Origin of the sequence: Moorena sp. SIO3A2, from assembly GCF_010672265.1 — a bacterium.
Classification (GTDB): domain Bacteria; phylum Cyanobacteriota; class Cyanobacteriia; order Cyanobacteriales; family Coleofasciculaceae; genus Moorena; species Moorena producens.
The window spans coordinates 262704-286990 of sequence record NZ_JAAHHC010000006.1 but is presented as its reverse complement, the minus strand read 5'-3'; the positions used below and the strand labels follow the sequence as shown (position 1 = coordinate 286990).

At 44.1% G+C, this 24287-nt stretch carries 31 protein-coding genes; 18 read left to right on the top strand and 13 right to left on the bottom strand.

Features of this window, described 5'->3' with window-relative positions:
• Positions 1-11 precede the first annotated feature (11 nt).
• The 6 genes from F6K64_RS09050 (at position 12) to F6K64_RS09020 (ending at position 4021) form a co-directional block, all read left to right on the top strand.
• Positions 12-1061, top strand: coding sequence for a DUF1565 domain-containing protein (locus tag F6K64_RS09050; protein ID WP_008180492.1), 1050 nt, complete (start codon positions 12-14; stop codon positions 1059-1061).
• Positions 991-1590 (top strand): S-layer homology domain-containing protein, encoded by a 600-nt coding sequence (locus tag F6K64_RS09045; RefSeq protein WP_229414341.1) that lies wholly within the window; start codon positions 991-993, stop codon positions 1588-1590. Before F6K64_RS09050 ends, F6K64_RS09045 begins: the two co-directional genes overlap by 71 nt.
• Positions 1542-1655 carry an S-layer homology domain-containing protein gene (locus tag F6K64_RS09040; protein WP_353736736.1) on the top strand — a complete coding sequence of 38 codons (114 nt, stop codon included), beginning with the start codon at positions 1542-1544 and terminating at the stop codon, positions 1653-1655. The genes F6K64_RS09045 and F6K64_RS09040 overlap by 49 nt, the downstream gene beginning before the upstream one ends.
• 12 nt (positions 1656-1667) lie before the next feature.
• Positions 1668-2045: an S-layer homology domain-containing protein gene (locus F6K64_RS09035; RefSeq protein WP_008180496.1), complete on the top strand. Its 378-nt coding sequence runs from the start codon at positions 1668-1670 to the stop codon at positions 2043-2045.
• A 390-nt stretch (positions 2046-2435) separates the two neighbouring features.
• The gene (locus tag F6K64_RS09025) at positions 2436-3236 is read left to right on the top strand and encodes a hypothetical protein (protein ID WP_008180500.1); all 801 of its coding nucleotides are present in this window, start codon (positions 2436-2438) and stop codon (positions 3234-3236) included.
• Between the two features lie 278 nt (positions 3237-3514).
• Positions 3515-4021, top strand: coding sequence for a hypothetical protein (locus F6K64_RS09020; RefSeq protein WP_008180502.1), 507 nt, complete (start codon positions 3515-3517; stop codon positions 4019-4021).
• Positions 4022-4327: 306 nt separating this feature from the next.
• On the opposite strand, the gene F6K64_RS09015 is transcribed toward F6K64_RS09020, so the two are convergent.
• Positions 4328-4900, bottom strand: coding sequence for a phycobiliprotein lyase (locus F6K64_RS09015; RefSeq protein ID WP_008180504.1), 573 nt, complete (start codon positions 4898-4900; stop codon positions 4328-4330).
• A 121-nt stretch (positions 4901-5021) separates the two neighbouring features.
• A complete protein-coding gene (locus tag F6K64_RS09010; RefSeq protein ID WP_008180506.1) occupies positions 5022-5693 on the bottom strand; it encodes a HEAT repeat domain-containing protein in 672 nt (223 codons plus the stop codon).
• Between the two features lie 355 nt (positions 5694-6048).
• Here F6K64_RS09010 and F6K64_RS09005 point away from each other — a divergent pair, with 355 nt between their 5' ends.
• Positions 6049-8481, top strand: a complete 2433-nt coding sequence (locus tag F6K64_RS09005; RefSeq protein WP_081431866.1) for a sensor histidine kinase — start codon at positions 6049-6051, stop codon at positions 8479-8481.
• Positions 8482-8619: 138 nt separating this feature from the next.
• Here the strand turns inward: F6K64_RS09005 and psbN are convergent, their stop codons facing one another.
• Positions 8620-8751, bottom strand: a complete 132-nt coding sequence (gene psbN, locus F6K64_RS09000) for a photosystem II reaction center protein PsbN (protein WP_008180512.1) — start codon at positions 8749-8751, stop codon at positions 8620-8622.
• A 1277-nt stretch (positions 8752-10028) separates the two neighbouring features.
• On the opposite strand from psbN, the gene psbH reads away from it, so the two are divergent.
• Together psbH and F6K64_RS08990 are read left to right on the top strand one after the other, a co-directional pair.
• Entirely contained in the window at positions 10029-10232 is a 204-nt protein-coding gene (psbH, locus tag F6K64_RS08995; RefSeq protein WP_008178875.1) for a photosystem II reaction center phosphoprotein PsbH, read from the top strand.
• A gap of 270 nt (positions 10233-10502) precedes the next feature.
• Entirely contained in the window at positions 10503-10805 is a 303-nt protein-coding gene (locus tag F6K64_RS08990) for a TatA/E family twin arginine-targeting protein translocase (protein ID WP_044492070.1), read from the top strand.
• 273 nt (positions 10806-11078) lie between these two features.
• Here the strand turns inward: F6K64_RS08990 and F6K64_RS08985 are convergent, their stop codons facing one another.
• The gene (locus F6K64_RS08985) at positions 11079-11807 is read right to left on the bottom strand and encodes a response regulator (protein ID WP_008178873.1); all 729 of its coding nucleotides are present in this window, start codon (positions 11805-11807) and stop codon (positions 11079-11081) included.
• A gap of 303 nt (positions 11808-12110) precedes the next feature.
• On the opposite strand from F6K64_RS08985, the gene F6K64_RS08980 reads away from it, so the two are divergent.
• The 3 genes from F6K64_RS08980 (at position 12111) to F6K64_RS08970 (ending at position 13141) form a co-directional block, all read left to right on the top strand.
• Positions 12111-12242, top strand: a complete 132-nt coding sequence (locus F6K64_RS08980) for a hypothetical protein (protein ID WP_271969968.1) — start codon at positions 12111-12113, stop codon at positions 12240-12242.
• A 105-nt stretch (positions 12243-12347) separates the two neighbouring features.
• Positions 12348-12974 carry a CPP1-like family protein gene (locus F6K64_RS08975; RefSeq protein WP_008178869.1) on the top strand — a complete coding sequence of 209 codons (627 nt, stop codon included), beginning with the start codon at positions 12348-12350 and terminating at the stop codon, positions 12972-12974.
• 8 nt (positions 12975-12982) lie between these two features.
• Entirely contained in the window at positions 12983-13141 is a 159-nt protein-coding gene (locus F6K64_RS08970) for a hypothetical protein (protein ID WP_008178867.1), read from the top strand.
• 369 nt (positions 13142-13510) lie between these two features.
• Here F6K64_RS08970 and F6K64_RS08965 read toward each other — a convergent pair whose 3' ends face one another.
• Complete coding sequence (locus F6K64_RS08965) at positions 13511-14209, bottom strand: HAD family hydrolase (protein ID WP_008178865.1); 699 nt, start codon at positions 14207-14209, stop codon at positions 13511-13513.
• A gap of 105 nt (positions 14210-14314) precedes the next feature.
• Positions 14315-14440 (bottom strand): hypothetical protein, encoded by a 126-nt coding sequence (locus F6K64_RS08960; RefSeq protein WP_267871975.1) that lies wholly within the window; start codon positions 14438-14440, stop codon positions 14315-14317.
• Positions 14441-14541: 101 nt separating this feature from the next.
• Here F6K64_RS08960 and F6K64_RS08955 point away from each other — a divergent pair, with 101 nt between their 5' ends.
• Positions 14542-14775 (top strand): hypothetical protein, encoded by a 234-nt coding sequence (locus F6K64_RS08955; RefSeq protein WP_131827003.1) that lies wholly within the window; start codon positions 14542-14544, stop codon positions 14773-14775.
• On the opposite strand, the gene F6K64_RS08950 is transcribed toward F6K64_RS08955, so the two are convergent.
• On the bottom strand, positions 14740-16167 hold the full coding sequence (locus F6K64_RS08950) for an NYN domain-containing protein (RefSeq protein ID WP_287265314.1): 1428 nt from the start codon (positions 16165-16167) through the stop codon (positions 14740-14742). The genes F6K64_RS08955 and F6K64_RS08950 overlap by 36 nt on opposite strands.
• The gene (locus tag F6K64_RS08945; protein WP_137985451.1) at positions 16160-16363 is read right to left on the bottom strand and encodes a hypothetical protein; all 204 of its coding nucleotides are present in this window, start codon (positions 16361-16363) and stop codon (positions 16160-16162) included. Before F6K64_RS08945 ends, F6K64_RS08950 begins: the two co-directional genes overlap by 8 nt.
• A 364-nt stretch (positions 16364-16727) precedes the next feature.
• Between F6K64_RS08945 and F6K64_RS08940 the strand changes: the two genes are divergently transcribed.
• From F6K64_RS08940 to F6K64_RS08930, 3 genes are all read left to right on the top strand, one after another.
• Complete coding sequence (locus F6K64_RS08940; RefSeq protein WP_287265312.1) at positions 16728-18233, top strand: UbiD family decarboxylase; 1506 nt, start codon at positions 16728-16730, stop codon at positions 18231-18233.
• A gap of 214 nt (positions 18234-18447) precedes the next feature.
• Positions 18448-18672 (top strand): hypothetical protein, encoded by a 225-nt coding sequence (locus F6K64_RS08935; protein ID WP_287255847.1) that lies wholly within the window; start codon positions 18448-18450, stop codon positions 18670-18672.
• 7 nt (positions 18673-18679) lie between these two features.
• Positions 18680-18907 (top strand): hypothetical protein, encoded by a 228-nt coding sequence (locus tag F6K64_RS08930; protein ID WP_158026410.1) that lies wholly within the window; start codon positions 18680-18682, stop codon positions 18905-18907.
• A gap of 54 nt (positions 18908-18961) precedes the next feature.
• On the opposite strand, the gene F6K64_RS08925 is transcribed toward F6K64_RS08930, so the two are convergent.
• The 3 genes from F6K64_RS08925 to F6K64_RS08915 all read right to left on the bottom strand — a co-directional run bounded on the left by F6K64_RS08925 (position 18962) and on the right by F6K64_RS08915 (position 21400).
• The gene (locus F6K64_RS08925) at positions 18962-20308 is read right to left on the bottom strand and encodes an IS200/IS605 family accessory protein TnpB-related protein (protein WP_071104216.1); all 1347 of its coding nucleotides are present in this window, start codon (positions 20306-20308) and stop codon (positions 18962-18964) included.
• 103 nt (positions 20309-20411) lie between these two features.
• Complete coding sequence (locus F6K64_RS08920; protein WP_193431446.1) at positions 20412-20600, bottom strand: hypothetical protein; 189 nt, start codon at positions 20598-20600, stop codon at positions 20412-20414.
• Between the two features lie 467 nt (positions 20601-21067).
• Positions 21068-21400, bottom strand: coding sequence for a CHAT domain-containing protein (locus tag F6K64_RS08915; RefSeq protein ID WP_353813961.1), 333 nt, complete (start codon positions 21398-21400; stop codon positions 21068-21070).
• Between the two features lie 214 nt (positions 21401-21614).
• Between F6K64_RS08915 and F6K64_RS08910 the strand changes: the two genes are divergently transcribed.
• Entirely contained in the window at positions 21615-21755 is a 141-nt protein-coding gene (locus F6K64_RS08910; protein ID WP_158026411.1) for a hypothetical protein, read from the top strand.
• 387 nt (positions 21756-22142) lie between these two features.
• Here the strand turns inward: F6K64_RS08910 and F6K64_RS08905 are convergent, their stop codons facing one another.
• Both F6K64_RS08905 and F6K64_RS08900 read right to left on the bottom strand, forming a co-directional pair.
• Positions 22143-22508, bottom strand: a complete 366-nt coding sequence (locus F6K64_RS08905; protein WP_287265311.1) for a hypothetical protein — start codon at positions 22506-22508, stop codon at positions 22143-22145.
• A 601-nt stretch (positions 22509-23109) separates the two neighbouring features.
• On the bottom strand, positions 23110-23304 hold the full coding sequence (locus F6K64_RS08900) for a hypothetical protein (protein WP_287265309.1): 195 nt from the start codon (positions 23302-23304) through the stop codon (positions 23110-23112).
• A 126-nt stretch (positions 23305-23430) separates the two neighbouring features.
• Here F6K64_RS08900 and F6K64_RS08895 point away from each other — a divergent pair, with 126 nt between their 5' ends.
• Positions 23431-24240 carry a bilin-binding protein gene (locus F6K64_RS08895; RefSeq protein WP_287265307.1) on the top strand — a complete coding sequence of 270 codons (810 nt, stop codon included), beginning with the start codon at positions 23431-23433 and terminating at the stop codon, positions 24238-24240.
• Positions 24241-24287: the final 47 nt, after the last annotated feature.

Genomic DNA, 24287 nt, shown 5'->3' with positions numbered 1-24287 from the left:
TACTGACTAATATGGTTAAATCTATTATTCACGTTAACCCAGTCACTGGTAAGGATAGCGATACTGGTGATACTGTTCCGTTTAAAACCTTGACTAAGGCACTTTCTATTGCCACTGCTGGAACTACCATTCACTTAGCCGCTGGTACCTATAATGCTGCTAGGGTCGAAGTTTTTCCTCTAGTTATTCCTAAGATGGTAATGGTTCTCGGCAATGAACCGACCAAAGGTAAGGATATTGTGATTTCCGGCAGTGGGAACTATGTCAGCCCCACGTTTAATCGTCAAAATATTACCATCCGTTTGGATTCCAAGGCCCAATTAAGAGGAGTAACGGTTACTAATCCGGGCAAATTGGGGACAGCGCTCTGGATTGAATCTACCTCACCGATTATTGCCAATAATACCTTTACTCGCTGTGGTCGTGAAGGGATATTTGTTACTGGCACAGCCAAACCCATGATTCTGGATAATGTATTGATCGCTAACGCTTCCAGTGGCATCTTTCTGGTGCGTAATGCCAAAGGGGAAGTGCGAGGCAATGTTTGTCAAAAGACTGGTTATGGGATTGCCATCAGCGACTCGGCTGCACCGTTAATAGCAGATAATAAAATACTAGGTAACCGAGCTGGAATCGTTTTGATGCGTCAGGTGCAACCAGTATTGCGTCGTAATCTGATTGAGAACAATACTCATGGTGGTTTAGTGGTTAATGGTAGGGCTAGACCAGATTTAGGCAATTCTCAAGACCCAGCGGGTAATATCCTGCGCAATAATGGTAAGGCTGATCTCCAAAATAGCACCTCTGTCAGCTTAGTTTCGGTGGGCAATCAGCTCAATCCATCTAGAATTGAGGGTGCGGTAGAGTTACGTTCATCTCAAGTTCCAGTCCGACAGACTGGTCCATTTCAATTCAGTGATTTGGCAGGTCATTGGGCAAGCCAGTTTATTGGAGAATTAGTGATTAGAGGACTAGTTAGTGGCTTTGGAGATGGCACATTCAAGCCAGAAGCCAACCTCACGCTTAGCACAGTATGCAGCAATTATTGCCAAAACATTTGAAAGCCCACGGCAGGTGGGTAAAGGCAGAGGGGAGTTTGTGGATTCGAGCGCGAAATTTTGGGCATCACAGGCAATTCGGAAAGCAGCAGTTATGGGTTTTATTTCCGGATTCCCCGATCGAACATTTCGCCCCCAGCAAAATCTGACCAGAGTGCAAGGTCTGGTATCCCTAGTGAAGGGTTTGGGGTTAACAGGTGGTGAGTCTAGCGAACTCGGGTTTTATCGCGATCGCACTCAAATTCCCAGTTATGCTACCCAAGCGGTAGCCACAGCAACTCAAAGACGAATGGTAGTGAATTATCCCCAACCCAATCAGCTCAATCCCATGAGGCCGATTAACCGTGCTGAGGTGGCAGCATTGATTTACCAAGCATTGGTAGCCACAGGCTCTGCAGATGCGATTGGCCGTAGGCCACGCGGGGCGCGTTCGCATCTCCTTATATTGTTAACCCTAACCCTGACATTACCTCCTTTAGCGATATACCTGGACACTGGGCAGAAGATTTTATTCGCCGCCTCGGTAGTCTAAACCTGATTAGTGGCTTTGCCGATGGCAGCTTTCAACCAGATGCCCCTCTAACTTGGGCTGATTAAGCTGCCCTACTGGTGAAAGTGTTTGACCCCAATCCAATCCGTCCAGTTACCCAATTTATTGATGTCCCCCTGAATTTCTGGGCATTACCAGCTATCAACCAATCCTATCGTGGTGGTTTTCTCTCTCGATACCCAGACCAAACCTTCCATCCTCAGCAGACCTTGCGCCGTGTTGATTTGATTGCCTCTCTAGTCAATGGGCTGTCTTTAGCCAAAACTCTAGGGAAGTCAGTGAAAGAGTCTTCTGACATTTCTAAAATTTATGAAGATTGGAAGGATATTCCTGCTTATGCTACCGAAGCAGTTGCGTACGCTACCATCGCCAAAATTGTCGTTAACCACCCCAACCCAACCCTGTTCCATCCCAAGGGAGAAGCCAAAGCGAGCTGATGCGATTGGCCGTAGGCCACGCGGGGCGCGTTCGCATTTATCGATCAGGCCTTGGTGAAGACAGGACGTGTCACTGAGTTCAACTCACCGTATAGTGTTGTCATAAGTCCTAAGTCCTGATTTCACTGACCAACCAACTCACTACCAAAACTAGTTGCAGGTTCTAGGTTACAGGTTGCTGGTTGCTGGTTGCTGGTTGCTGGTTACAGGTTGCAGGTTGTAGGTTACAGGTTGCAGGTTGCAGGTTACAGGTTGCAGGTTGCTGGTTGCAGGATATAGGTTATATTACCAAGCGACGTTGCCAGAAGCCGCTGTGCGTCAATAATTTGCCACATGTGCGACCTTTCCACCTGGAATCGTACCACCTTCCCACCTTGAGCCCTTTTACCCATGACCAATGACTCAGATTTAGCCATTGCCTATGCCCTTGCCTTGCTCAGTCACTATGGGTTTGAGCTCAGGGGTTACACTGTAGAAGAATTAGTCAATCTATGGCTTGAGAACTATCCTGCCAATTGGGTGCGTCTAGCGGTGATTGAGGCACTTTATCAAGGGCGTTACAAAGCGATATCTGTAGAGCAAATTTTGGCAGTCTGGTTACGACGAGGACAGCCTATATATCGCTTTAATCATGAGTTTGAGCGGATGGTTTGTCGTAAATTTCCCCAAAATTTAACCGCTCCGGTTGATAGTAGATCCACAACCGAGAGCTTAGAACTAAGTTTACAGTGGGTAGACAATGTTGCTGAAACCTCTCTAGGTACTAGTTCCGATGAAACTACACCAGAGCAAGGGATGCTTGAGTCAAAGACACTCCAAGCACCACCAACAGGCCAACAGGACACTTCCCCCCCAGCCAAGAGCATATCATCCAAAATACCTGAAAAATCAGTCAAGCCCAGAGAAAGCTTCCCAAAGCCTCTGACCAAAGCCCGTGCTAGTCCTAGCTACAATGTAGATTGGTCAAGTTATGAGCTTAACAAGAAGCCAATTCACCAATTTCATCCACCACCAGACTCTTCAGATGTCTACCAAAAGCTGAAGGCAGTTGTCCAGCACCAAGACTCTGGTACAGTCACAGCTACCGTAGTCGATAAGCAGGTCAGTGATTCAGCGGAAGATCAGGAGGTTGAAAATAGGTCAGAGGCACAGAGTCTTTCTCAGGCCACTGTTAACTTGGATCAAAGTTAACCATCCCACGATTAATCCCCGTGGGATGATTGGCCGTAGGCCACGCTACGCGATTGACCTTTGGTCACGCGGGGCGCGTTCGGAGCTAATCATACCAAATCCTCCCTGATCCCCCTATGGCATACCCCATTGTGATTAAATTATTTTTTATAAACTTTCATCAAACTATCAAGTAATCTTCATTAATATTTAATATATTAGGTATATATCTAGCGATTAATTTATATAATTAATTCCATTATAAAGTCCTTTAGTCACAGTAAATAGAGGTAAATTGGATGCATGAAAAAAGTTTTTATTTTCCCCTATTTTCTGGTTTAATAGCCGGACTAATTTTTGGAATACAGCTGACATTATTTGCCCAAATAATTTTTGAAAACTACTCTGCCCGAGCCTGTGCTAAGATTCCTGATGGCAAATTTGCTGTTTTTGTACCAACAAGTTATTTATTGAATAAAATAAATCTTAAACGAGTCGTTATATCTAACAAATGGGCTTACAATTACAATTGTAAGCTATTTAAATCAAAACATGATTATATTAAAAATTCTCAGGTGATTAAGTCTGATTCATTTATAAAAGATAACTATGCCCCAGCCGGTTATATACAGGTGCCATCAGAGAGATATATGCTCAGGAAAGTGTGGCGAGGTACCCTGATTGGCTATTTTTCTGAATATGAGGCAAATTTAGTCAGGAACAAAGTCCTGGAAAGTGCTTACAGTAAAGAACCAAAACCTATCGATAAGCCTTTTGTAGTCAATAACATAAATACTAATAATTGAGACTATAAGCATTCAGCGGTCAGCGGTCAGTGGTCAGTGGTCAGCGGTCAGCCGTGAGCTTTTGGCTCACGCTACTTGAGGTGCCTTGTGGCACAGGCTTCGACCCTGGGAGGTAACTCAGATTAAACCAATGCTTACCTGTTTTATTCAAAAGCACCTCAAGTAGCGATGCAGTCGGCCAAAGGGGGTTTCCCCCACTCGCTATTGCATCAAGACAGCGTGCGCGTAGCGCTAATCGCTGTTCGCTGATAGCTGATAGCTGATAGCTGATAGCTGATAGCTGATAGCTGACTGAATGCTTACCTTTCAGGTAACACCAAGACGAATTTCTGTGGCCAAAGAAGCCATGGTTAATTGCCCCCCCTGCTGGAGAACGTTAGTTCGTAAGCGAAAGTTAGGGCTAGCAAACCAAAAACGTTCTTCAGCATATAGAGTTTTCCCCTCTGTAATCATTGTTAAAACATCATCCTGGCTGATACTGTAACGACATTTTAGCGATGCAGTCGGCCAAAGGGGGTTTCCCCCACTCGCTATTGCATCAAGAAAGGAAGTTTCTTCAACATCACCATTAGTTCGCAATAGTTTGCCAATGTCAGGATTTTCTGGGTTGGGAACAGCTACAACAACAGTGGAACCAGTTTGCTTTTTCTGCTCTCCTACTACTGTACCGTCCCAAATCACTTTTAAACCAAATATAGCCATACCAGGCTCTATTTGGTATTGTTTACAGAGTGTTATCACCTCTGGGGCATCACCAGATAGCATTTCCATAGTGATGTTGGACTTACCATTTTTCATGGGTTGAGAGGTAATATGATTACTAGTACGTTGAGAAAACCATCTGCCAGCACTCTGCTCAAAAAACTCTTTAATATCCATTGGCTAAGATTGTAAAAATTTGTGGTAGATCGTGGTAGATCAGTGATGTTGGTAATTGGAATCAAGTGGTGCACTGTTGATTCTATCGCGCTATGATTAGCCCAATTACCAGGATGCTACACTAGCTTGAGGCTTCAGACAAACGCAATATAGCCATTTGAGCAGCTTCAGACACTTGAGGATGGCTGTCTTTTGCCAAATACTTTAATGCCGAGATACTTTTGTCCTGACCCAGTTGACCGAGGGCTTCTGCTAAACGTTGACGCACTATCCAATCCTCTGACTGGGCAAAGCGTAGAATATCGTCTATAGCTTCTGTAGCTTTGATTTCCCCCAAAGCAGCAATAGCAGCTTGTTGGACTAGTACTTCCTGACTATCTAACGCCTTGGTCAGCACATCACGAGCACGGGGATCTTGGAGATTACCTAGGGAAACAGCAGCACTAAAACGTACCAACCATTGAGTATCTTCGTAGAACGCCCTAACTAGAGGTTCAAAGGCTTTGGGGTCACCTAGATATCCCAAAGCCCCAGCAGCAGCAGCACGAATTCCGTAATCTGGGTCAGTTGCCATGAATTTGACCAAAATTGGGTAGCATTCTTCCGTAGGCTTGACTCCCAGGGCGAATATAGCCATAGAGCGAACTGGTAAATTGGGATCATCAAGTACCTTTTTAATTAGGGGCACGGCATCACTGGCTTGAACATCCCGTAGTGATGCCAGAGCCATCAAGCGATCGCGCATGTTAGGGCTTTCCAGCTGAGCCGAAAGTTGTTCTAAATTAGAGGACATCGTAGTTTGTTGGGGGTTTGGTTGACAATTAACCTCAGGGGAGTATGAGCAACGGTTGTGATCCGTTAAGAATCTACTCAGCTGTCTGGTAAAGTAATCGTTCTGACCTGCTTGCTAGATCAATGTTTCTACACAATTGTCGCTCTGAGTCATAGTTTTGGGAATGCTATGGCTGTATATATGGAAATTTTTTAGTCAACTAGCTATGGCAAATCAATTCAACTTTCTGCATCTGAGTACAGGTAAGAATAGAAAACAGGCTGATGTGAGAAATACAACCACCCCAGTCACTACAGCTACATTTGCTGATGGTAACTGTTGAATTGAGAGCTGATCGTTCGATTTTGAGACATCAATGATGAGATTAGAGCAGTTCCAGATTCTACGTGAGCTTACAGTCGATGAAGCAGCTTGTGAGCAGCTTCAAGAAATTTTATTAGCTCAGGAAACCAAATACCAAAAGGCACAAGAGCAAATTCACTTTCAGGCTTGTTTATTAGATAACTTACCTATTGGGGTTATTGCCATAGATATGGATGGAACAATTATCCATTGGAATAGTTATGCCTGTAAGCTATATCAATGGCAAGCCCAAGATGTTATTGGGTCGCAGCTATCCGAGATCATGTTTCCCCCTAGAAGTCATGCTGCCATCAAAGAAATTTTTGCTCAATTGTCCCAGTTAGAGTTTTGGCAGGGTGAGTTGCTCATTCAACGCCAAGACGGTAGCCAATTGGCTAGGGATTTTAGGATTAGTGTCCTGGAAGATCAGGTAGGGAAACAGATTGGTTTTGTAGCAACTGTCGTTGATGCTAAAGAGGGCAAACAGGCAGAGATTGACCGTAGGTCACGCTACGCGATTGGCCATAGGCCACGCTACGCGAACGCACTGTCTAACCAGGTGGCTCAAGATAAGCTGAGGCAGGCAATGGGTGATTCCCTTCGGGAAAACTTTGCAGCCCGCATTCGTAAGTCTTTAGATGTGGAGACAATTCTAAATACCACAGTTAATCAAGTTCGTCGATTGTTACAAGCAGATCGGGTAGCAGTTTATCGCTTCGAGTCGGATTGGAGAGGTAGATTCACAGTAGAGTCTGTAGAATCACCCTGGCAGCCGATTACAGGTAGGGAAATGTATAATCCCCACTTCTGGGAAACCCATGCTAATCAGTACCGGTATGCTCCAATCCAAGCGATTGAAGATATCTATTCTGATTCTGGGGGCTTGTCCTCCTATGAAGTTAATTGCCTAGCTCAGTTTCAAGTCGTTGCTAACTTGGTAGTTCCGATCATTTGTGACCCTCAACTAGACCAAAACCAACCTAAAGACTCACCTCTGTGGGGACTACTGGTTGCCCATCAGTGTAGTAGACCACGACAGTGGCAGTTTTGGGAAAGAAATTTGTGGAAATCAGTAGCAGACCATGTAGGAATTGCGATTCAGCAGGCTCAAATTTATCAGGAAAACCAACTCAAAGCCCAACGGGAAGCAACGCTCAATCAGTTTACTCAAAAGATTCGTAGCTCTCTTGATTTAGAGCAGATTTTTAGCACAGCCACTCAAGGAATTAGTCAGCTGTTGGACGTTGACCTAGTAGAAATTCAAGAATATCTGCCACAGCGGCAGGTTTGGTTAACGGTATCTCAATGTAGTAAACACCCTAACTTGAGTAGCCCTTTGGGGGCTGAAACTCCCGATGCGGACAATGAGATTAATCGCAAGATCAAAAATCTCGAAGTGGTGCGTATTAACAATAGCTGCAACTTAAACCTTGAGGATAGTTGCCATGGGTTACTTGTACCACTAAGGTTTCAAAACCGCCTTTGGGGAAAACTGTGCCTGATCAAGATTGATAGTGATTACCAATGGTCTGATGGCGCAGTGACTTTGGTGCAGTCGATGGCTGAGCAACTTGCGATCGCAATTCAGCAAGGCCAGCTTTATCAGCGTCTGGCTAACCTCAACACCGACTTAGAACGGCAAGTACTTGAGCGCACCCAACAACTACGAGAGAGAATCCAGGAACTACAGAGACTAAACATGCTCAAAGATGATTTCTTAAGTACCGTTTCTCATGAACTGCGCACACCTCTATCCAATATGAAAATGGCAATACAGATGCTCAAAATTGCTCCGGAGAGTCAACGACGACAGCGCTATACAGAGATTTTAGAATCTGAGTGTTACAGAGAAATTGAACTAATCAACGATTTACTCGACTTGCAGCGTTTAGAAACCGCCTCTTATCAGGTTTCGAGAACAGTAGTAGACTTGAAAATATGGTTACACCAAATCATTGATTCCTTTTGCTCCCGTATCCAGGCACAACAGCAAATCCTGAAGTTGACTCTGTCAGATAATTTGCCATCGGTTTTGATTGACAAGACCAGCTTCGGGCGAATTGTGACAGAACTGTTCAACAATGCTTGTAAATATACTCCAGCCAACAGGCAGATTATTCTTGAGTTTTTTTACCAAAACAATCAGGATTTGGTCGGATCATATACCGTACCCAAGGTAATATTTAAAATCAGCAATCAAGCTGAGATTGCTGATACGGAATTACCCCACATCTTCGATAAGTTCTATCGCATTCCTAATGCTGATCCTTGGAAGAGAGGTGGTACAGGATTAGGTCTAGCTTTGGTAAAGGAGCTAGTCAAGCAGCTCGACGGCATCATTCAGGTAGAAAGCTCTCAGAGATGGACTACATTTACCGTGCAAATTCCGGCTCCTCAAGGCTCCGAACTCAATGGACACGACAACAGTTTGACGATCAAGTTTTAATCTACCTTCTATGCTTAAGGGAATGCTTGGTCTGTTGCCCAAGGCTATGTTTTGCCTAAGGGTAGCGGTTAACTGATAGTTGAGTTGTGCTACCCTAATCGCTTGTGACTTTCCCGGTTTGAATGGAACACCATTTTCTTAGTCTTCATGTTCTTCAAACTGATCTACTAATTCCGCTGAAGGGGGTCCAAAAGCGGTGTAAATGGATATACCAGTGATACCGATCACAAAAACAAGGATAACAATGCTAAGGACTATTGCGGGTTCCATGGCTGAAATAAAATATTAGTTTGTTTTCTTTTTGAGACTCTGCTCTCTAAAACCTCGACAAACCTCCACATTTAGCTGACTACTTGAGGGAGAGCATGGGAGCAGCTACCCCTACCTGTGCTTTAACGATCAGGCCAAACGCGAGCTAAAGGGGATCTATTGTTAGGAGTAGAATCAGAGTCAATGGTAGCTTTTTTTGATGTTGTCTTAACAAATTTTAGTTTTATTGCTTTTTTTTAAGAATAGCACATAATCTTAACACTGTTAACAGACATGGCCAAACTGATAAATACTATACAGTGTTAGACAGTGTTCGACAATATTTTAGATTTTCGTGTACTTTTGTTGATGTTTGTTGATAAAAAAATCCTAGTCCCTCAAAAAGATTACTTGTGGTGAACGGCAGGCTTGACAAATATAAGGTACTGTGTTAATAATGTGTTAATTGTCTTGGGAAAAGGTGACGTGGCGCGTCATCACTGGGTATGTAGCCCCACATCCGGCAAATATAAATTTGTAATTTCCACGACCCTTACCTCACCAGGTACTTAGGCAAAAACCACGCTTTGATAGTCCTGCAAGTTAAACATGTCTTAAGGATGTGCAGCTGGCGCAAACTCTCTCAAACTATTGCCGAGTCTGGATTCATTGAATTCAAGCGGCTTGTTGAGCATAAATGTCTTTGGTTTAGTGCCTCCTTAGTGTAAGCTGATACATGGTATCCATCGACTAAGGTCGGTAGCTCACAAAATTTCCAACCTACACAAGGCTTGGGGTCTCCCGTTATACCCGTGTTAAGCAGCGTCTGGCAGTGCCAGTAAGGGTTAGCGGGTTAGAAGTTACCGTAAGATAGGGTCGCCTTTATAGGTGATGCTCGCCCATAGCCGCTCCGCGAACCGTCTTGCATAAAAGGGTTAAGTCTTTTGTAATAAGGCGACCCTATCTAAGGTTTCGTCTCCGGGGAATTGCCTGACGGGGTCTCTTGATTTTGGACTGAAACAGTGGTATCAATATTGAGGTGCGACCCAAGGCCGGGTTCCCCGGCCATTGGAAAATGCACCTATTGAATCGTGGATTAATGGCGGTTGGACTGCCGCTCAATGGCTGTGGTAAATCGGTACAGGATATCGAACGCGCCCCGCGTCGGCTTCCGCCGAGGAGCAGCAATTCTCATTCGTGAGTAAGAGCGCGCCCACATCATAATCTTTAATTTGATGTGGGAGTAGTCACAATATCTATTAACATAAATCTAAATTTACCATAAACTCAATTTACCCATGGCACAAAGAACTCGGCTAGGAGATATTCTCAAACCCCTTAACTCGGAATATGGTAAAGTTGCCCCAGGTTGGGGCACTACTCCTGTAATGGGAGTCTTTATGGGGCTATTTTTCGTCTTTTTGCTGATTATTTTGCAGATTTACAACAAATCAATCCTCATTCAAGGTTTCAATGTTGATTGGACAAGCCTAGGGCAGTAGTATACTGCCAGGCTCAACTGCTAATCAAACATTTCAAATATTTCAGCTCCCTCCCGGCTTGTCCGGGTTTTTTAATGCTGTTGACAGCAATGGATAGGCTAGGAAGTCCCTGGGATTAATACCTTTAGTTAAAATAATTTGGTTAAATTGGATTAGTTCAACTGGCTTAGTTCAACGGAACAGCGGTCAATTTGGGTCAAATGTGGAATACTAATAACAGCAAACTAGTAACAGCAAACCAGCACTTGACAAATCCCAGGAGGTTATATAATGAACGTTTTTGGTATGGGTTTACCGGAAATGGCGTTGATTATGGTCATTGCCCTATTAGTATTTGGCCCTAAGAAGTTGCCAGAAATTGGTCGTAGTCTGGGTAAAGCGATTAGAGGCTTTCAAGATGCCTCCAAGGAGTTTGAAAATCAGTTTAAGCTAGAGGCACAACAGATAGAGCAAGGGCTGAACACCCCTACCCCAAGTGAATCTGATCAAATTACCACCAAAGAAGTTGCTACAGCAGAAGTTGATACAGCAGAATCAAACAATCATGCTACGACTCCCTCTCAAAAAAGCTAATCCCAGGGACTTCGAGCCATTTCAGCAAGAGGCTAGACCAAAGCAGGGATGATGACTAGTACTGCTGCGGGGAATTAAAAATTATGGTATTAACAATTCTTGAATGCTTATTACATAAGCGTTTTGCTATTTTTGAATCCTATCTTTATTTCCGCCGTGCTCTACTAGACGACTCTTTAACTCTAGTCCGGTAACTCAGTAGTCGATTGCCTTGGCAACCATTGACGCTCCACGAGCAAGGGGTTTGAATAGTCGTGGAGTGTCAACAATGAGTTAGCTACTGGATTTACCATTTTTCTCATTCTTCTTAGTAGAAGGTGCCTCAAACTTGTAGCCAACACCTCGAACTGTCTGAATCAAGGAAGGGTCACTGGAATTCACCTCAATTTTACGGCGAATTTGACCGATATGGACATCAACTACTCGCTGATCTCCCACATAATCGTACTCCCAGACTTCCTGGATTAACTCAGAACGGCGCAAGACCCGACCCGGATGACAGGCCAGAAAATGGAGTAGATCAAATTCCAGAGCAGTTAGAGGGATAAGTATTTCGTCTATAGTTACCTCCCTGCGCCCTGGGTCGATGACTAAATGGTCGAAGACTAGGCGTTCTGCTTCAGTAGCAGTAACAGCCCGCTTCCGTTTCAAAATTGCTCTAACTCGATTTTCCAGCTCTTGTAAATCAAAGGGCTTGGTGATGTAGTCATCAGCACCTTGTTGAAATCCTTGATTTTTGTCAGCAGCATCCGACCGACTGGTGAGCAAGAGGACAAAGACATCAGTGCGGCTCTGCATTTGCTGACACAGGTTGTAGCCAAGGGCGTCAGGCAAATTCACATCTAGAATGACTAAATCTGGATTAAATTGCTCAAATGTGGCAAGAGCCGTCTTGCCATCTTGAGCAGCCTGCATTTGAAAATTCTTTTGACTTAAGAAGCGTAGAATTAAATTTCGGATTGCCGGATCGTCATCTACGACAAGAATCTTGGCGGCGGTCATAACTTTCCACGGAAAACGGGATCACAAATTTAAGACGCAGAGTGTTTTGACACCAACGGTGCTGTTGGGCATTGTAGACAATTATCCTCAGATTATTAGGCAATGCCAATAGTTGGTCAATCGCATAGGCAGATCAGTTATTTTCAAAATTCCCCCACAGTAGGACTTCCCGAACCACGGCAAAAAGTCTTTTTTTCTTGTTCTAAAGAGCAAAAAACCCATAGCCTTGATGAGTCTATATGGATTTACTAACGGTTCTAACATTATTCAGGAATTCTCCGGTGATTTGGCCAAAAAACTGAGATGCACCGGCATTGTGTTGACTTCACTGCGGCACTGCTGTTTGAAGATCAAGCTACACTAGCACCCAGGGGCATTGACACCACCCTCAACCAAGACGACTCTGTGAACAGTGGTTACCCAGAGCAAGGTTGAGAGTTTCTCGTGCCTAACCTTAACATATACATAACTAGTTTAAAGTTGCTGTCATACTAATGAAAAGAAGGTATGTGAAAACAAGGGATGTCTCGGAGGTCTTGAATGAGTGATAACAATCCCTATGATCAGCTTGGGGTTACGGAAGAAGCGTCCTTTGATGAAATTCAGGATGCCAAAGGTCGCCTGATCCAAAAGCATCGTGGTAACCAAAAGCTTTTAGATACCGTAGAGGCGGCCTACGATGCCATTATTATGGATCGACTTAGGATGCGCCAGGAAGGAAAGATTAAAGTTCCTGATCGCATTCGTTTCCCGGAGAAGGCTTCTCAAGCTCCACCGAGTTTTCCCCAAACACCAGTTAATAACTCTCCTGAGTGGCTGAAACGGTTGTGGGATACTCCGACAAGAGAAGACATAATCTGGCCGAGTGCAGTGTTCTTAATCTTAAGCAGTGCTACTGTCCTTGACACCTCATCCGGAAACTCGATTTTGCCGTTGGTGATGGCTATAGGCTTCGGATTCACGATCTATTTCCTCAATCGGAAAGAACAACAATTTGGTCGTGCGGTGTTGCTAACCCTGGCAGGTCTGTTTTTAGGTGTGGGATTGGGAAGTTTGCTGGGGAATTCTCTGGAAAGCCAATTCACCAACCTAGACTTGAAAACAGAAGAACTGGCTACATTGGTGACATTTGTCTTGCTTTGGGTGATTAGTTGCTTCTTACGTTGAAAATAGCCATGGGGGATTGGGGATTAGGACGTGCCTCCAAAAGCACTAACTTGTCTCGTAGTGGTGCTTTTCCCCTTGATGTGATATCTCCCAAACTTCTCTACCCTTGCCTGGGTTTGCCCCGTGGAAACCAAGCCAGTCGCTCATGGGGAGCGACTGCATCATGACCATGAAAAGCAGTTTTCATAAAAATTGCTTTTTTAAATCACCACAAGCCCTGTAAGCCAAGACTTTAGCGCGATTATTTTATAAATATTTTTATTTTATAAATATTTATCATAGCCACAGGCTAGAGAGCCAATTTTCTTAACTGTGTTAATAAAATTAAAGTTGATCAAACCCTTTCTGTTAACTGATCCGAAGTTCCCTGGTCTGCACGGCGAGTTAGTGATATAATTTCCTAAATTTTGAGATAATTTAACCAAGCCATTTTTTGAAATAAAAAATCACTTGAACTTTCACGGTTCATTTCATCCCACCCTGACCGAGGGTCAGGTGTAGGGCGCGCTCTAGCCGGATCAGCTAAAATCGCACAATCATACGGCTTGTAGCAGTGCTGTGTCTAGAACTAAATCTACCGCTTCAGTGAGATTATTGACGATAAAATCTGGTTCGTAGAGATTGAGCTGAGTGCGATCGCGTATTCCAGATAAAACTCCAATTGCTTTAATACCGTGGGTTTTGGCAGCCACTATATCCGCTTCTGTATCGCCAATCATCCAGACATCAGAGGCAGCTGGGAGTTTTTTTAGGGCTTTTGCCATTAGCAAAGGTTTATCTTTAGTGTCACCGGTCTTAACATAGTCGTTACTCAGGCAATACCGTCGGTTAGGGGGGAAAAATTGCTCCAGGTCTAAGCGACTGAACGCTTCATCAAGCTCTCGCACCCGACGCATGGTCATGACGGCTAAATCTATACCTGCTTGTTGTAATTTTTCCAGGGCATCTATCGCTCCGGGAACCGGTTGATCATGGACTAAGTAGGGCAGAGTGTGTACAGTTTGACGGCGCAGCTGAGCAAATGCTTCAGCTTGGCTGGGATCGAGACCTGAACGAATACCAATAATTATCTCCGGAACACGCCCCCTCTTACACTGCCAAAACTCCGCCTTGGACATGGGCAGGATTGGCTGGTTAGGGCGTTGGATTTCTTTGAGACAAAACTGGTAAACCCGATAGTAACGCTCCGACACATTCATGATCGGACCGTCAAAGTCTGTAAATACTCTAATCATTATCTAACAAAATGTAATATTTATTTACATTATTATCTCATCCCGTGAGTATTTATCACTAAAGTTACGAATTTGTAACATTGCCTATGTCTTAGGACTTACCCATTACTCCTGACAGGGGTAGGTTTTTGAGGTTTGGGTCGGGAGTCGGGAGTCGGGAGTCCGGAGTCGGGAGTCGGGAGTCGGGAGTCGGGAGTCGGGAGTCGGGGAAACGCCCTCAGCTGGGCGCACCCGTCCCTTAAATTCTTGTAGATTTGGATATCTATATTATTGGAGTTTTTTGGCAATGAAAGTACGTACTCCCCCCAAAGTTAAAAACCTACCCGGGCATCTTGCGTGGAACGAGCATCTTGCGTGGAACGGGCATCTTGCCCGTTACTGATCTTGTCGGGCAGGCAGGATGCCCACCCCACTTATTCATATTGATCCAAAGATTCAGCAATGCTGGATTTTTTACCGATTCCCGACTCCCGATTCCCGATTCCCGATTCCCGATTCCCGATTCCCGACTCCCGACTACTCTAGAGTTTTTACTGTTCAATAACTACCGCATTCAACCCGTCTAACCGTAAAGCCACTTGATAAGCTTTACCAACTTTCTTCAGTTTAAACGCTCCTAAGGATTGCAAAAATTTGGGGAATGTACCTTTTAAATTTAAGTCTCTCATCAACTGAGTAATGGGTCGAGAGTATTGTTTTTTAAATTCAGTAGCTATATGAGCGATCGGAACATAAGGATCTTTATAGTTTGTCTTCAAATCCTTGAGGAGTTTAACTAGTATCTCTTCCAAATCTGATTTAGATTCAATTTTAGATAAAGGCTTAACAGTAGGCTTTAACTGAATAGTCTTTAAAGAAGAGGTCTTTTTAATGAAAGAAATTGGCTTTTCAAATAGAGTTATATAAAAATTTGAAGTCCCCGGTATGTGATGAGTAACAAATTCCTTGGGGTAATCACTAAAAATATCGGTTGTTAGTTTTCCCGGCAAGCGCAGGGACACAACTTGATTGATGGTAAGCTGATACTTAGACTCAAATAGATAAGATAGTCTAGACAGGTTTATCCAAGCATTGGAAGTGCGTTTTTGTTCAGCTTTGAGGATGTCTTTGAGCTGATTAATAAATTCTTCAAGGGTGGGAATTTCTGGTACAGAAACCAGAGAATGGGCTTTAGTTTCACGAGTTTTGTTATTTAAAACAATGATTTTATCGTTTTGTTTACGCACCAAATAGACTGTTAGTCCATGGGTTTGTAGGGTGGTGCAAAGATGAGTCATTACCCCATCAGAGGAACAGACTAAGACTTCCTTGGCGGTTGGATAATGGATAAAGATAGAAGCGCCAACGGTAGCCATCTTAAAATCAGCGCTGTCCTTTCCTGGTGGGACATGAATTAGCTCATAGCCACGAGTATGCAGTTCAGTGTCATACTTACCCATAGCACGCCAATTGGCAACAGCAATTTTGATTTGGATCGGGTAGGAACAAATTTGAGCTAGGAACTTTTCGGTTTCAGTATTGAGCCGTAAATTTTCGGCATCTAGCAGTAAGATGGCAATTCCTGTGCCTAGCTTTGGCGAAGGGGAAACCGATGTTGGGGTTTTATTATTAGTAGAGACACCAGTAGAGACAGCTAAGTTATGGGAATTATTGGCTGGCTTGGGTCGGATAGAGTGACGAAGTTTTTGGGTCAGTTCCCTAAAGCTGGGGGATTTGAAATAACCAGGAATAAACAGAACTTGCAGTAATTTCCTGACTTTGATAACTCGTCGGGGCCAATCTTGCTCTTGGCTGAGTTCTGATTTGAACTTGGCCAGGAAAGCCGATTGATGACGGGGCTTATCCCAAGCGATTTTTCGGTATTTTTCCTTGAGTAATTCGGACTGCTGCTGCTGAACCTCAAGGATGGCTTGGTAGAGGTAAAGGCTAATTTCGTTGATCGCGGCAGAGTCATTCACGAATGGTTTCTGGTAGATTTGGTGAGTAATTTTGGGCAGAATATAAAAGCAGATCTATGAACCCAGTATATGTGAATAGCAAAGGGAACAGGGAGTAGGGAGTAGGGAGCGGTGCGACCCGTGGCGAATTTAATTCGCCTACGGAAAGCGCACCGAGGGAGTAGGGAGTGGGGAATATGGCATCAAAAATTATCACAATTCATTTAGGTACCCTAAATATAAGGAGTGGGTAGTGGAAAAATACGAGTTCCATAGAACTCAGGTGTTGGTAGATTGAAGGAGCTTCCAGCCAGAAGCCAGGAGTCAGAATCCTTGATAACGGAAATGTTTTCCGATCACTCGGTTTTTTGACGGGGTTAAATTTGCTATTATAGCGCTTCTCGGAGTAATAAGGTATACAGAATTTTTCCCCTGTTCCCTATTCCCTGTTCCCTACTCCCTGCTCCCTGCTCCCTACTCCCTACTCCCTACTCCCTACTCCCAATTAACCCAAGACTAAAGTCCCTCAGCCAATTGTGAACTGGTATAGTAAGAGGGACTCAGCTTAACAAATTGTAATCATGGCCAGAGACCTAAGGGGATTTATCCAAGAGCTAGAAGAGAAGGGGCAATTGCGGCGGATTAAGGCTTTAGTTGACCCAGATTTGGAAATTGCTGAGATATCAAACCGGATGCTACAAGCGGGTGGACCTGGCTTGCTGTTTGAGAATGTAAAAGGGTCATCCTTTCCGGTGGCGATTAATTTAATGGGAACAGAAGAACGGGTTTGCTGGGCGATGAACCGGTCAAGCCCGGAAGATTTGGAAACTCTGGGCAAGAAGCTAGGGATGCTGCAACAACCAAAGCCACCTAAGAAAATTTCCCAGGCGGTGGAATTTGGCAAAATTTTGTTTGATGTGGTGAAAGCTAAACCAGGTCGAGACTTTTTCCCTCCTTGTCACCAGGTGGTGGTCGAGGAAAATGATTTGGATTTGAATACATTACCCCTGATTCGCCCTTATCCCGGTGATGCTGGCAAGATTATTACCTTAGGATTGGTGATTACGAAGGATTGTGAGACTGGTATTCCTAATGTGGGGGTTTATCGGCTACAACTGCAGTCTAAGACTACGATGACTGTGCATTGGCTGTCGGTTAGGGGTGGAGCACGACATTTGCGCAAGGCGGTGGAGAGAGGACAGAAATTAGAAATTGCGATCGCACTCGGTGTTGACCCCCTGATTATTCTGGCCGCTGCTACTCCCATACCGGTTGACCTTTCCGAATGGCTCTTTGCTGGACTCTATGGTGGGTCTGGGGTTAACCTAGCCAAATGTAAAACCTTAGATTTAGAGGTACCAGCGGATTCTGAGTTTGTCCTGGAAGGCACGATTACTCCAGGGGAAATGTTGCCAGATGGTCCCTTTGGTGACCACATGGGGTATTACGGTGGAGTGGAGGATTCCCCGTTGATTCGCTTCCACTGTATGACTCACCGCAAGGATCCGATTTATTTAACTACCTTTAGTGGGCGTCCACCGAAAGAAGAAGCGATGATGGCGATCGCACTCAATCGGATTTATACCCCGATCCTGCGGCAACAAGTCTCAGAAATTGTGGATTTCTTCTTGCCCATGGAAGCTCTGAGTTATAAAGCCGCCATTATTTCCATTAAGAAAGCCTATCCAGGACAAGCGCGACGGGCTGCTTTGGCGTTTTGGAGTGCTTTGCCTCAATTTACTTACACCAAGTTTGTGATTGTGGTAGATGAGACTATTAATATTCGCGACCCCCGTCAAGTGGTGTGGGCGATTAGTTCTAAAGTTGACCCAGTGCGGGATGTGTTTATTTTGCCCAATACTCCCTTTGATAGTTTGGATTTTGCTAGTGAAAAGATTGGCTTAGGGGGACGGATGGGTATTGATGCTACTACTAAGATTCCACCGGAAACGGAACATGAATGGGGCGCAACTTTGGAGTCAGATGGGGATGTAGCAGCTATGGTAGATAGGCGTTGGGCTGAATATGGGTTAGGGGATTTGGATTTGAAGGATGTTGATCCCAATTTGTTTGGGTATGATATGTAATTTATACATCAGCGGTCAGTGGTCAGCGGTCAGCGGTCAGCTTCAAATAGATGACTAGAAAGCTTTGCTGAATCTTCGGATGAATAGCAGTAGAGTGGGCATCCTGCCCGCGCGAAAATATATTGAAAGTAGAGTGGGCATCCTGCCCGCGCGAAAATCTATTCAAAGTAGAGTGGGCATCCTGCCCGCGCCAAAATATCTTGAAACTGGCAAGATGCCAGTTCTACCAAGATGCCAGTTCTACCAAGATGCCAGTTCTACCAAGATGCCAGTTCTACCAAGATGCCGATTCTACAGGTGCGACCCAAGGGCGAATTTAATTCTTAATGCGAAACTGGCAAGATGCCAGTTCTACCAAGATGCCGATTCTACAGGTGCGACCCAAGGGCGATTTACTCGCCCATTGGAAAGCGCACCTACTCTTACAATCATTCAATAATTAAGCAATGCCTACTAAAAAGCGATTGACCGTAGGTCACGCTAAGCGAGTCACGCGATCGCATATATCTCCTAAGGGCTTCTATCTCAACTCATCCCCTGGGATAGGTTCTGTATCTGGTACTGATGCTAATATTGCATCAAAAGCGATGCAGCGCGGTCTTGGGGGTTTCCCCCATGAGCGACTGCATCAAGACACGCTTATAATCTGCTTTTTCAGCATAACTCTGCATTAGTTGTACAACTTTCTGAGCATGAAGCTTCCACCACCTGAACGAGGTGGTGGTGTCCTATGCTAACTTAGAACTACTGCTAGTCCACAAGTCACACAGGCAAGCCCAGCTTCCAGGCGGTCGTCCAGGTCTTTTGCTGGAACGACCCTCCTCGCCATTTCTGCGAGTGAGCTTAAACACACCTCTGGCACCGATATTGTAAGCCCCATTTAAATCTGCATTAAACCGCTTACCTGAAGGGAAGGTTGCCAAAGAGTATTTTTTTGAATTTCGTTTTACCGTACCCGAGCCATCAAAAGCCAACTTTGAAGTATAGGCCGCGACAATCTCTATCACCTTTCCACCTAACTCAGCCCATTTCATTTCCGTGAAGTTGCGGATTTTTGCCTTAAGCCATCCGTGGAATCTTTGCCTTAGATTAGATCGCTTTCGTCCACCTTTTGGCTTCCACCCCTTGAGATTCTCAAAGACAATTGCTTCAGAATTAAATTTATCCGCAATCTCTACAATTCGCTTGGAAACAACATGGCTGATTTGATTGTTAATTCTTTGGCACTTTTGATAAGTGTTGGAGCAAAAACCTTTATGTAGTTTCCCTCCTTTGCCCATCGTTTTTGATGCTCTTCTGGATACGGACTTTAGTCGTTTGTCTCTGCAGTCTATGTCTCTTCCAAGGTGAATAAAATCACAATGAATTACAGTGCCGTCATGAGTTACGACTGCCACGGTAGCCGTAGTGTTTATCCCTAAGTCTACCGCAGTAACATTGGCCTCGGGTTTGCGTTTCTCTGGCCTGCAAGTGAATGGAACAGATAAATGACAGTACTTATCGTTGAAAATCAACGACGGGGACATCATTTTGTTTGTAGTTACCTGATGGCGCTCTCTTAATCCTGCAATCTGAACTATAGTCCAGACCCAGTTTTTTCCATCAAAAACCTTAATTTCTACTTGGTTGAAGCCATGTAATTTGTAACACTGTCCCTTGTATAAGACTGGATAGCAGCCCGCCTCAGCGTTCAGTTTCGGCGGCTTACTACTTCTTTTTTTTCTATTCCCAGACTGCCATTCCCTATATCTAGTAACAAAGCTACTAACCTGCCCAGCCGCAAAAGCAATTGCAGCTCGACGGTAATAGCTAGGAAACTTGTAGAAAGCTTTATTGAATTGTGGGTATTTGATATTTGGACGTTTAGCTGTCTCATGCATCAACTTCTCAACAGCGGGAGTTAATTGCTCTGCTGTCAGTCCACCAAGATCAGACCAATGAACATAAACAATGCCAATTAAGTATCTACAAGCCTGACGATAAACTTTGAGTGTCTCCTCAAACAGTTCCTTCTGTTTGTAGGACGGGTTCAGTTTCCATTTGTCAGTTCTGATAACTTTAGTTGACGTTTTCACTGGCCTTGTAAAGCTTACTAGTTGAAATTTTAACCTACAGAAATATAGACGACAACAAATTAGCTGAAGTTCCAGTTTTTCTTGCTATTATTGTCGGCGTGGACTAACCCCCACTTGGACGTTCGCGTAGCGTGGCCTGCGGCCAAGTGGGGGGAATGCGTCTCACGTCTTGTTCAATTTTTTCGGTAACAGCACTCAGTAACCACTGCTCGATAGAAACTTGATTTTCTTGAGCAAGACGTTGAATTTCTTTCAACAAGGTCTCAGGTAATTCTAAAGGATAATAACTCATTCTATAACTTGCTCCTGTAAATTGAGAGAGTGAACCAACTCTCCTGGTCGAATAACTTCAATCCCGAAATATTGGGCAGCATAAAAAAAATCTTGTGTGGCTGATTCTGGCGATGATTGAGCCCCCCTAGCCCCCCAATTTTGGGGGTAACAAAACTCTTAAAGTCCCCCAATGTTGTATGATTAAGCCCCCCTAGCCCCCCAATTTTGGGGGGAACAAAACTCTTAAAGTCCCCCAAAGTTGTATGATTAAGCCCCCCTAGCCCCCCAATTTTGGGGGGAACAAAACTCTTAAAGTCCCCCAATGTTGGGGGATTTAGGGGGCTTGCCCAAAACCAGATGATCCCGCATTAATACTTCAATTCAGCAACGCCAAAAATCTTGTAAATTATAGCGCTTCTCATAGTAATTAGATACACACAATATTTTTCCCGACTCCCGACTCCCTACTCCCGATTCCCGATTCCCCTAAAGCGCCTCACCAATCAAGGTAAATGCCGCCCAATCTTTCGGATTACCTGACTTCGGAATCATGGTCAACATCGCTTGGCGCAACGCTTGAGCTTTATCCCCTGTGCTGTTCAGATTCCGATAAAACTCGGTCATCAATTCTGTGGTTTTATCATCAGGAATTGACCACAAGGAAACCATCACACTGGGAACACCCGCTGCAACTAAGGAACGAGATAAACCAATAACCCCCTCACTGTTGATGTGACCGACTCCGGTCTCGCAGGCACTGACTACTACTAGTTCCGCACTGAGTTTCATAGTAAAGATTTCTTCAGCAGTTAGCTTCATCCGCTCTTATGCCTCACATCTCAATGCTACGCCATGAGTGTCAGATGAATTGCGGACAGAATCTTGATCGTTTATACTAGATATAGTAGGGAAGACAAATTAAGAGCTAACCGCCACCTACGTGCCTAAGAAAAAACTCATTGTATGTTCCGGTGCGGAGGGGCATCCCGTATCGTTAATAAAGCTTACCGAGTATCCGAACTGTTGGGTGGAGTTGGTAAGAAGCCCACACTATAATCTTCGGCAAAGCCGACGCTACGCGAACGATTTAGTGTGGGAGTATGTCACTAGTCCGTTCTCTCCTAGAGAAGGAGTCAAGGCGATCGCACTCCCAATAGACATCTCCAAAAATTAACCTCAAACCCTTGCACTGCCTGGGTCAAAACCAAGTTTCTGGAGATGTCTAATACCTCCAATACCCTTCGGACCAAATAACCCATTAAGCATAGTTAGTTTAGGTAGCAAGCTTTAACTCACCACTAATCAGACAAGCTAAAATACCAGGTGAAAATCTGGATTACCTCACCCTCTACGGTTGAGGGGATCATGGGGGCAGGGGATAATTGGAGCAATGGGTAAGTCCTGTATATAGCCTATGGTGTTGATATGCCATTATTAAGGCGAATCATTCTCAGTATCCTGGTTATTGTATGGGAGCTGGGGAGGGAGCGATCGCCTTTGGCGATCGCTGAAAGGGGCTGCCAAAGGGCAGATCGCCCCCATCATTCTTATAAATAACCAGTTAACGAGAGGATGAACTTAGCTGGCTGGTTTCCTCAGTTTCTTCTTCTTCGGTATTGTCATTTGCTCCACTACTTTCTGTTGTGTCTATTTCAGTTGTGAACGTGATTCGCTCCAAGCTGAACTCTAGCTTGCTATTATATTTCCCTTTGAACTGAGATTTGGCAATCATGTGAGGTCCTAGGTTAGGAATTATAACAGATATCAGTAGTAAGGCAATTCCCGAGATGAAAAATGGCCTTACTACTGGGGACTCACCGTTTTTATCAGTTGTTGGAGTTGTGACTACAGTAGTTTTTTCTCTATTCTGTTGCGTATTATTCTGTGCCTTAAAAGTGCTAGTAAATTGCTTTAGTAAGTTGGTCATGGTTTTGTCCTGATGCTTGATTGCTTATAACACCATCCTAGATTTTGCAGATGGGTTTATCAAGCCCAGTAAAGGACAGATAAAGGACAGATAAAGGACAGATAATAAGTGTCTTTTTATAACTTCGATATTGCACCAAGTTTAAAATTTACCTGTAAAGCCAGAGAATAGGAAAAAGTAATAATATTTGATGATTTAAGTACTTAAATTGATTGTTATTGCTTCTGTTATTAAGTTTTTTTGTACTGTTGCAAGATCTCAGTCTAACTTCTTGAGTGACAGTTTTGGATCAATAAGTGTCCTTTTCTGTCCTTCTGAACAAGGACAATCACACGGATTGATGATCTATGAGTCAAAAGGGCAAGCTTGGTAGCATTAGAGCCACTCCTAAAGGAATAAGGCGTCTTAACCAAGCTAGAGCCAGTCAAAGAGATCACGAAGGTAAGCCCCTAACTTATCAGCGCCTTGCACCAAGAGCAAGCTGAGCGCTAAAATAGTTCAGCAACAGTAAAGCAAAGATAGATAAGTGTCCTTTTCTAAGCTCTTGAGTCATAGTTTTGGACTTATTGACTGACTTTACTCCTAAAACCCTTGATTTTACCTAGAGCGGTGGATCGGTAGCGAGGGTGCATCTCACTTTTGTAAATTTTGCTAGTGGTGCTTTAGGGACGGGCTCGCCCCCATTTTCTCGGTAGCCAGTTTTAGGACAGTGCGTCCGGAAATGAAACGGGCAAGATGCCCATTTCACCCGTGATGCCTGTTCCATGCCTGATGCCCGTTCCACCCACCGGGTCAAACAGCTTTAATCAGATGTACCCGGTAGTGAAACCCAACCAAACCATTGCCAGGGTTGGGTTTCACTCTGTTCCACCCAACCTACTAAGCCAGAAAAGTCAGTCAAGCAGCAGTTTTGGATCAATAAATGTCCTTTTCTGTCCTTCTCAACAACGACAATCACACGGATTTGTTATCTATGAGTAAACAGCGCAAGCCCCGTGGCGTTAGTGCCAGTCCTGAAGGACTAAAGCTTCTTAAAGATGCTAAAGCCAGTGGAATATATGACGAAGGTAAGTCCCTAACTTTTGACCGCCTTGCAGAAAGAGCAAACGAAATCAGCGATAGAACAGTTAAGCGCTTCTTCAAGGGAAAACCTGTGGATCTCGATTCTGCGATCGCAATTATCAAAGCTTTAAATCTAAAACCGGAAGATGTACTATTTTCAGAAGAATCCTTGCTATCAGAATCTATAGAACAAATCCAAGCCAAGGATACGGGAGACTCGGAGCGTGCGGGGGAGTTCATTAAGGGAATAGAGACAGGACTAAGTAAGTTTGAAAAACGTAAGGAGGCTAGCCTTGAAGCTATGGAATGGCTCAAGGCTAACCAAAAAGCTTTATCCCAAGAAGCTGCCGAAGCAGCTTTAAGGAAGCATTATGAACAGAATCAAAACAATGTAGATACAGATTACTCAGGAGATATTGAGGTATTTTCTAAAGAAATCCGAAAATACTTGAAGTTGATATATTTTTGTTTAGACGTAAGAAGTTGGGACTTGATGGATAGAGCAATAAAGGAATTAAAGATTCCTGTGAATAGGGATTTACAGCTTTATGTAGATGCACTAGATTTTATTAAAAACCAAAAGGTTAGTATAAGGTTTGCTCCCGAAGAAGCTAAATATCTAACCCTTTGCTTGAACTATCTCATCAAGATAATTCCTATAAGATGCTAAGTCGCTTTTTGAGTTAAAGCTTATATACAAAGTGTTATAGTTTTCCA

Coding starts and splice junctions, on each gene's coding strand:
- F6K64_RS08935 (WP_287255847.1), top strand. CDS start 18,448: ATGCCAGTTCTACCAAGATGCCAGTTCTACCAAGATGCCAGTTCTACC.
- F6K64_RS08895 (WP_287265307.1), top strand. CDS start 23,431: ATGTCCTTTTCTGTCCTTCTCAACAACGACAATCACACGGATTTGTTA.
- F6K64_RS08980 (WP_271969968.1), top strand. CDS start 12,111: ATGCACCGGCATTGTGTTGACTTCACTGCGGCACTGCTGTTTGAAGAT.
- F6K64_RS09020 (WP_008180502.1), top strand. CDS start 3,515: ATGCATGAAAAAAGTTTTTATTTTCCCCTATTTTCTGGTTTAATAGCC.
- F6K64_RS09015 (WP_008180504.1), bottom strand. CDS start 4,900: ATGGATATTAAAGAGTTTTTTGAGCAGAGTGCTGGCAGATGGTTTTCT.
- F6K64_RS08920 (WP_193431446.1), bottom strand. CDS start 20,600: ATGAGTTATTATCCTTTAGAATTACCTGAGACCTTGTTGAAAGAAATT.
- F6K64_RS09025 (WP_008180500.1), top strand. CDS start 2,436: ATGACCAATGACTCAGATTTAGCCATTGCCTATGCCCTTGCCTTGCTC.
- F6K64_RS09050 (WP_008180492.1), top strand. CDS start 12: ATGGTTAAATCTATTATTCACGTTAACCCAGTCACTGGTAAGGATAGC.
- F6K64_RS09005 (WP_081431866.1), top strand. CDS start 6,049: ATGATGAGATTAGAGCAGTTCCAGATTCTACGTGAGCTTACAGTCGAT.
- F6K64_RS08975 (WP_008178869.1), top strand. CDS start 12,348: ATGAGTGATAACAATCCCTATGATCAGCTTGGGGTTACGGAAGAAGCG.
- F6K64_RS08965 (WP_008178865.1), bottom strand. CDS start 14,209: ATGATTAGAGTATTTACAGACTTTGACGGTCCGATCATGAATGTGTCG.
- psbN (WP_008180512.1), bottom strand. CDS start 8,751: ATGGAACCCGCAATAGTCCTTAGCATTGTTATCCTTGTTTTTGTGATC.
- psbH (WP_008178875.1), top strand. CDS start 10,029: ATGGCACAAAGAACTCGGCTAGGAGATATTCTCAAACCCCTTAACTCG.
- F6K64_RS08970 (WP_008178867.1), top strand. CDS start 12,983: ATGGGGGATTGGGGATTAGGACGTGCCTCCAAAAGCACTAACTTGTCT.
- F6K64_RS08915 (WP_353813961.1), bottom strand. CDS start 21,400: ATGAAGCTAACTGCTGAAGAAATCTTTACTATGAAACTCAGTGCGGAA.
- F6K64_RS09010 (WP_008180506.1), bottom strand. CDS start 5,693: ATGTCCTCTAATTTAGAACAACTTTCGGCTCAGCTGGAAAGCCCTAAC.
- F6K64_RS08930 (WP_158026410.1), top strand. CDS start 18,680: ATGCCTACTAAAAAGCGATTGACCGTAGGTCACGCTAAGCGAGTCACG.
- F6K64_RS09045 (WP_229414341.1), top strand. CDS start 991: ATGGCACATTCAAGCCAGAAGCCAACCTCACGCTTAGCACAGTATGCA.
- F6K64_RS08985 (WP_008178873.1), bottom strand. CDS start 11,807: ATGACCGCCGCCAAGATTCTTGTCGTAGATGACGATCCGGCAATCCGA.
- F6K64_RS08905 (WP_287265311.1), bottom strand. CDS start 22,508: ATGACCAACTTACTAAAGCAATTTACTAGCACTTTTAAGGCACAGAAT.
- F6K64_RS08940 (WP_287265312.1), top strand. CDS start 16,728: ATGGCCAGAGACCTAAGGGGATTTATCCAAGAGCTAGAAGAGAAGGGG.
- F6K64_RS08990 (WP_044492070.1), top strand. CDS start 10,503: ATGAACGTTTTTGGTATGGGTTTACCGGAAATGGCGTTGATTATGGTC.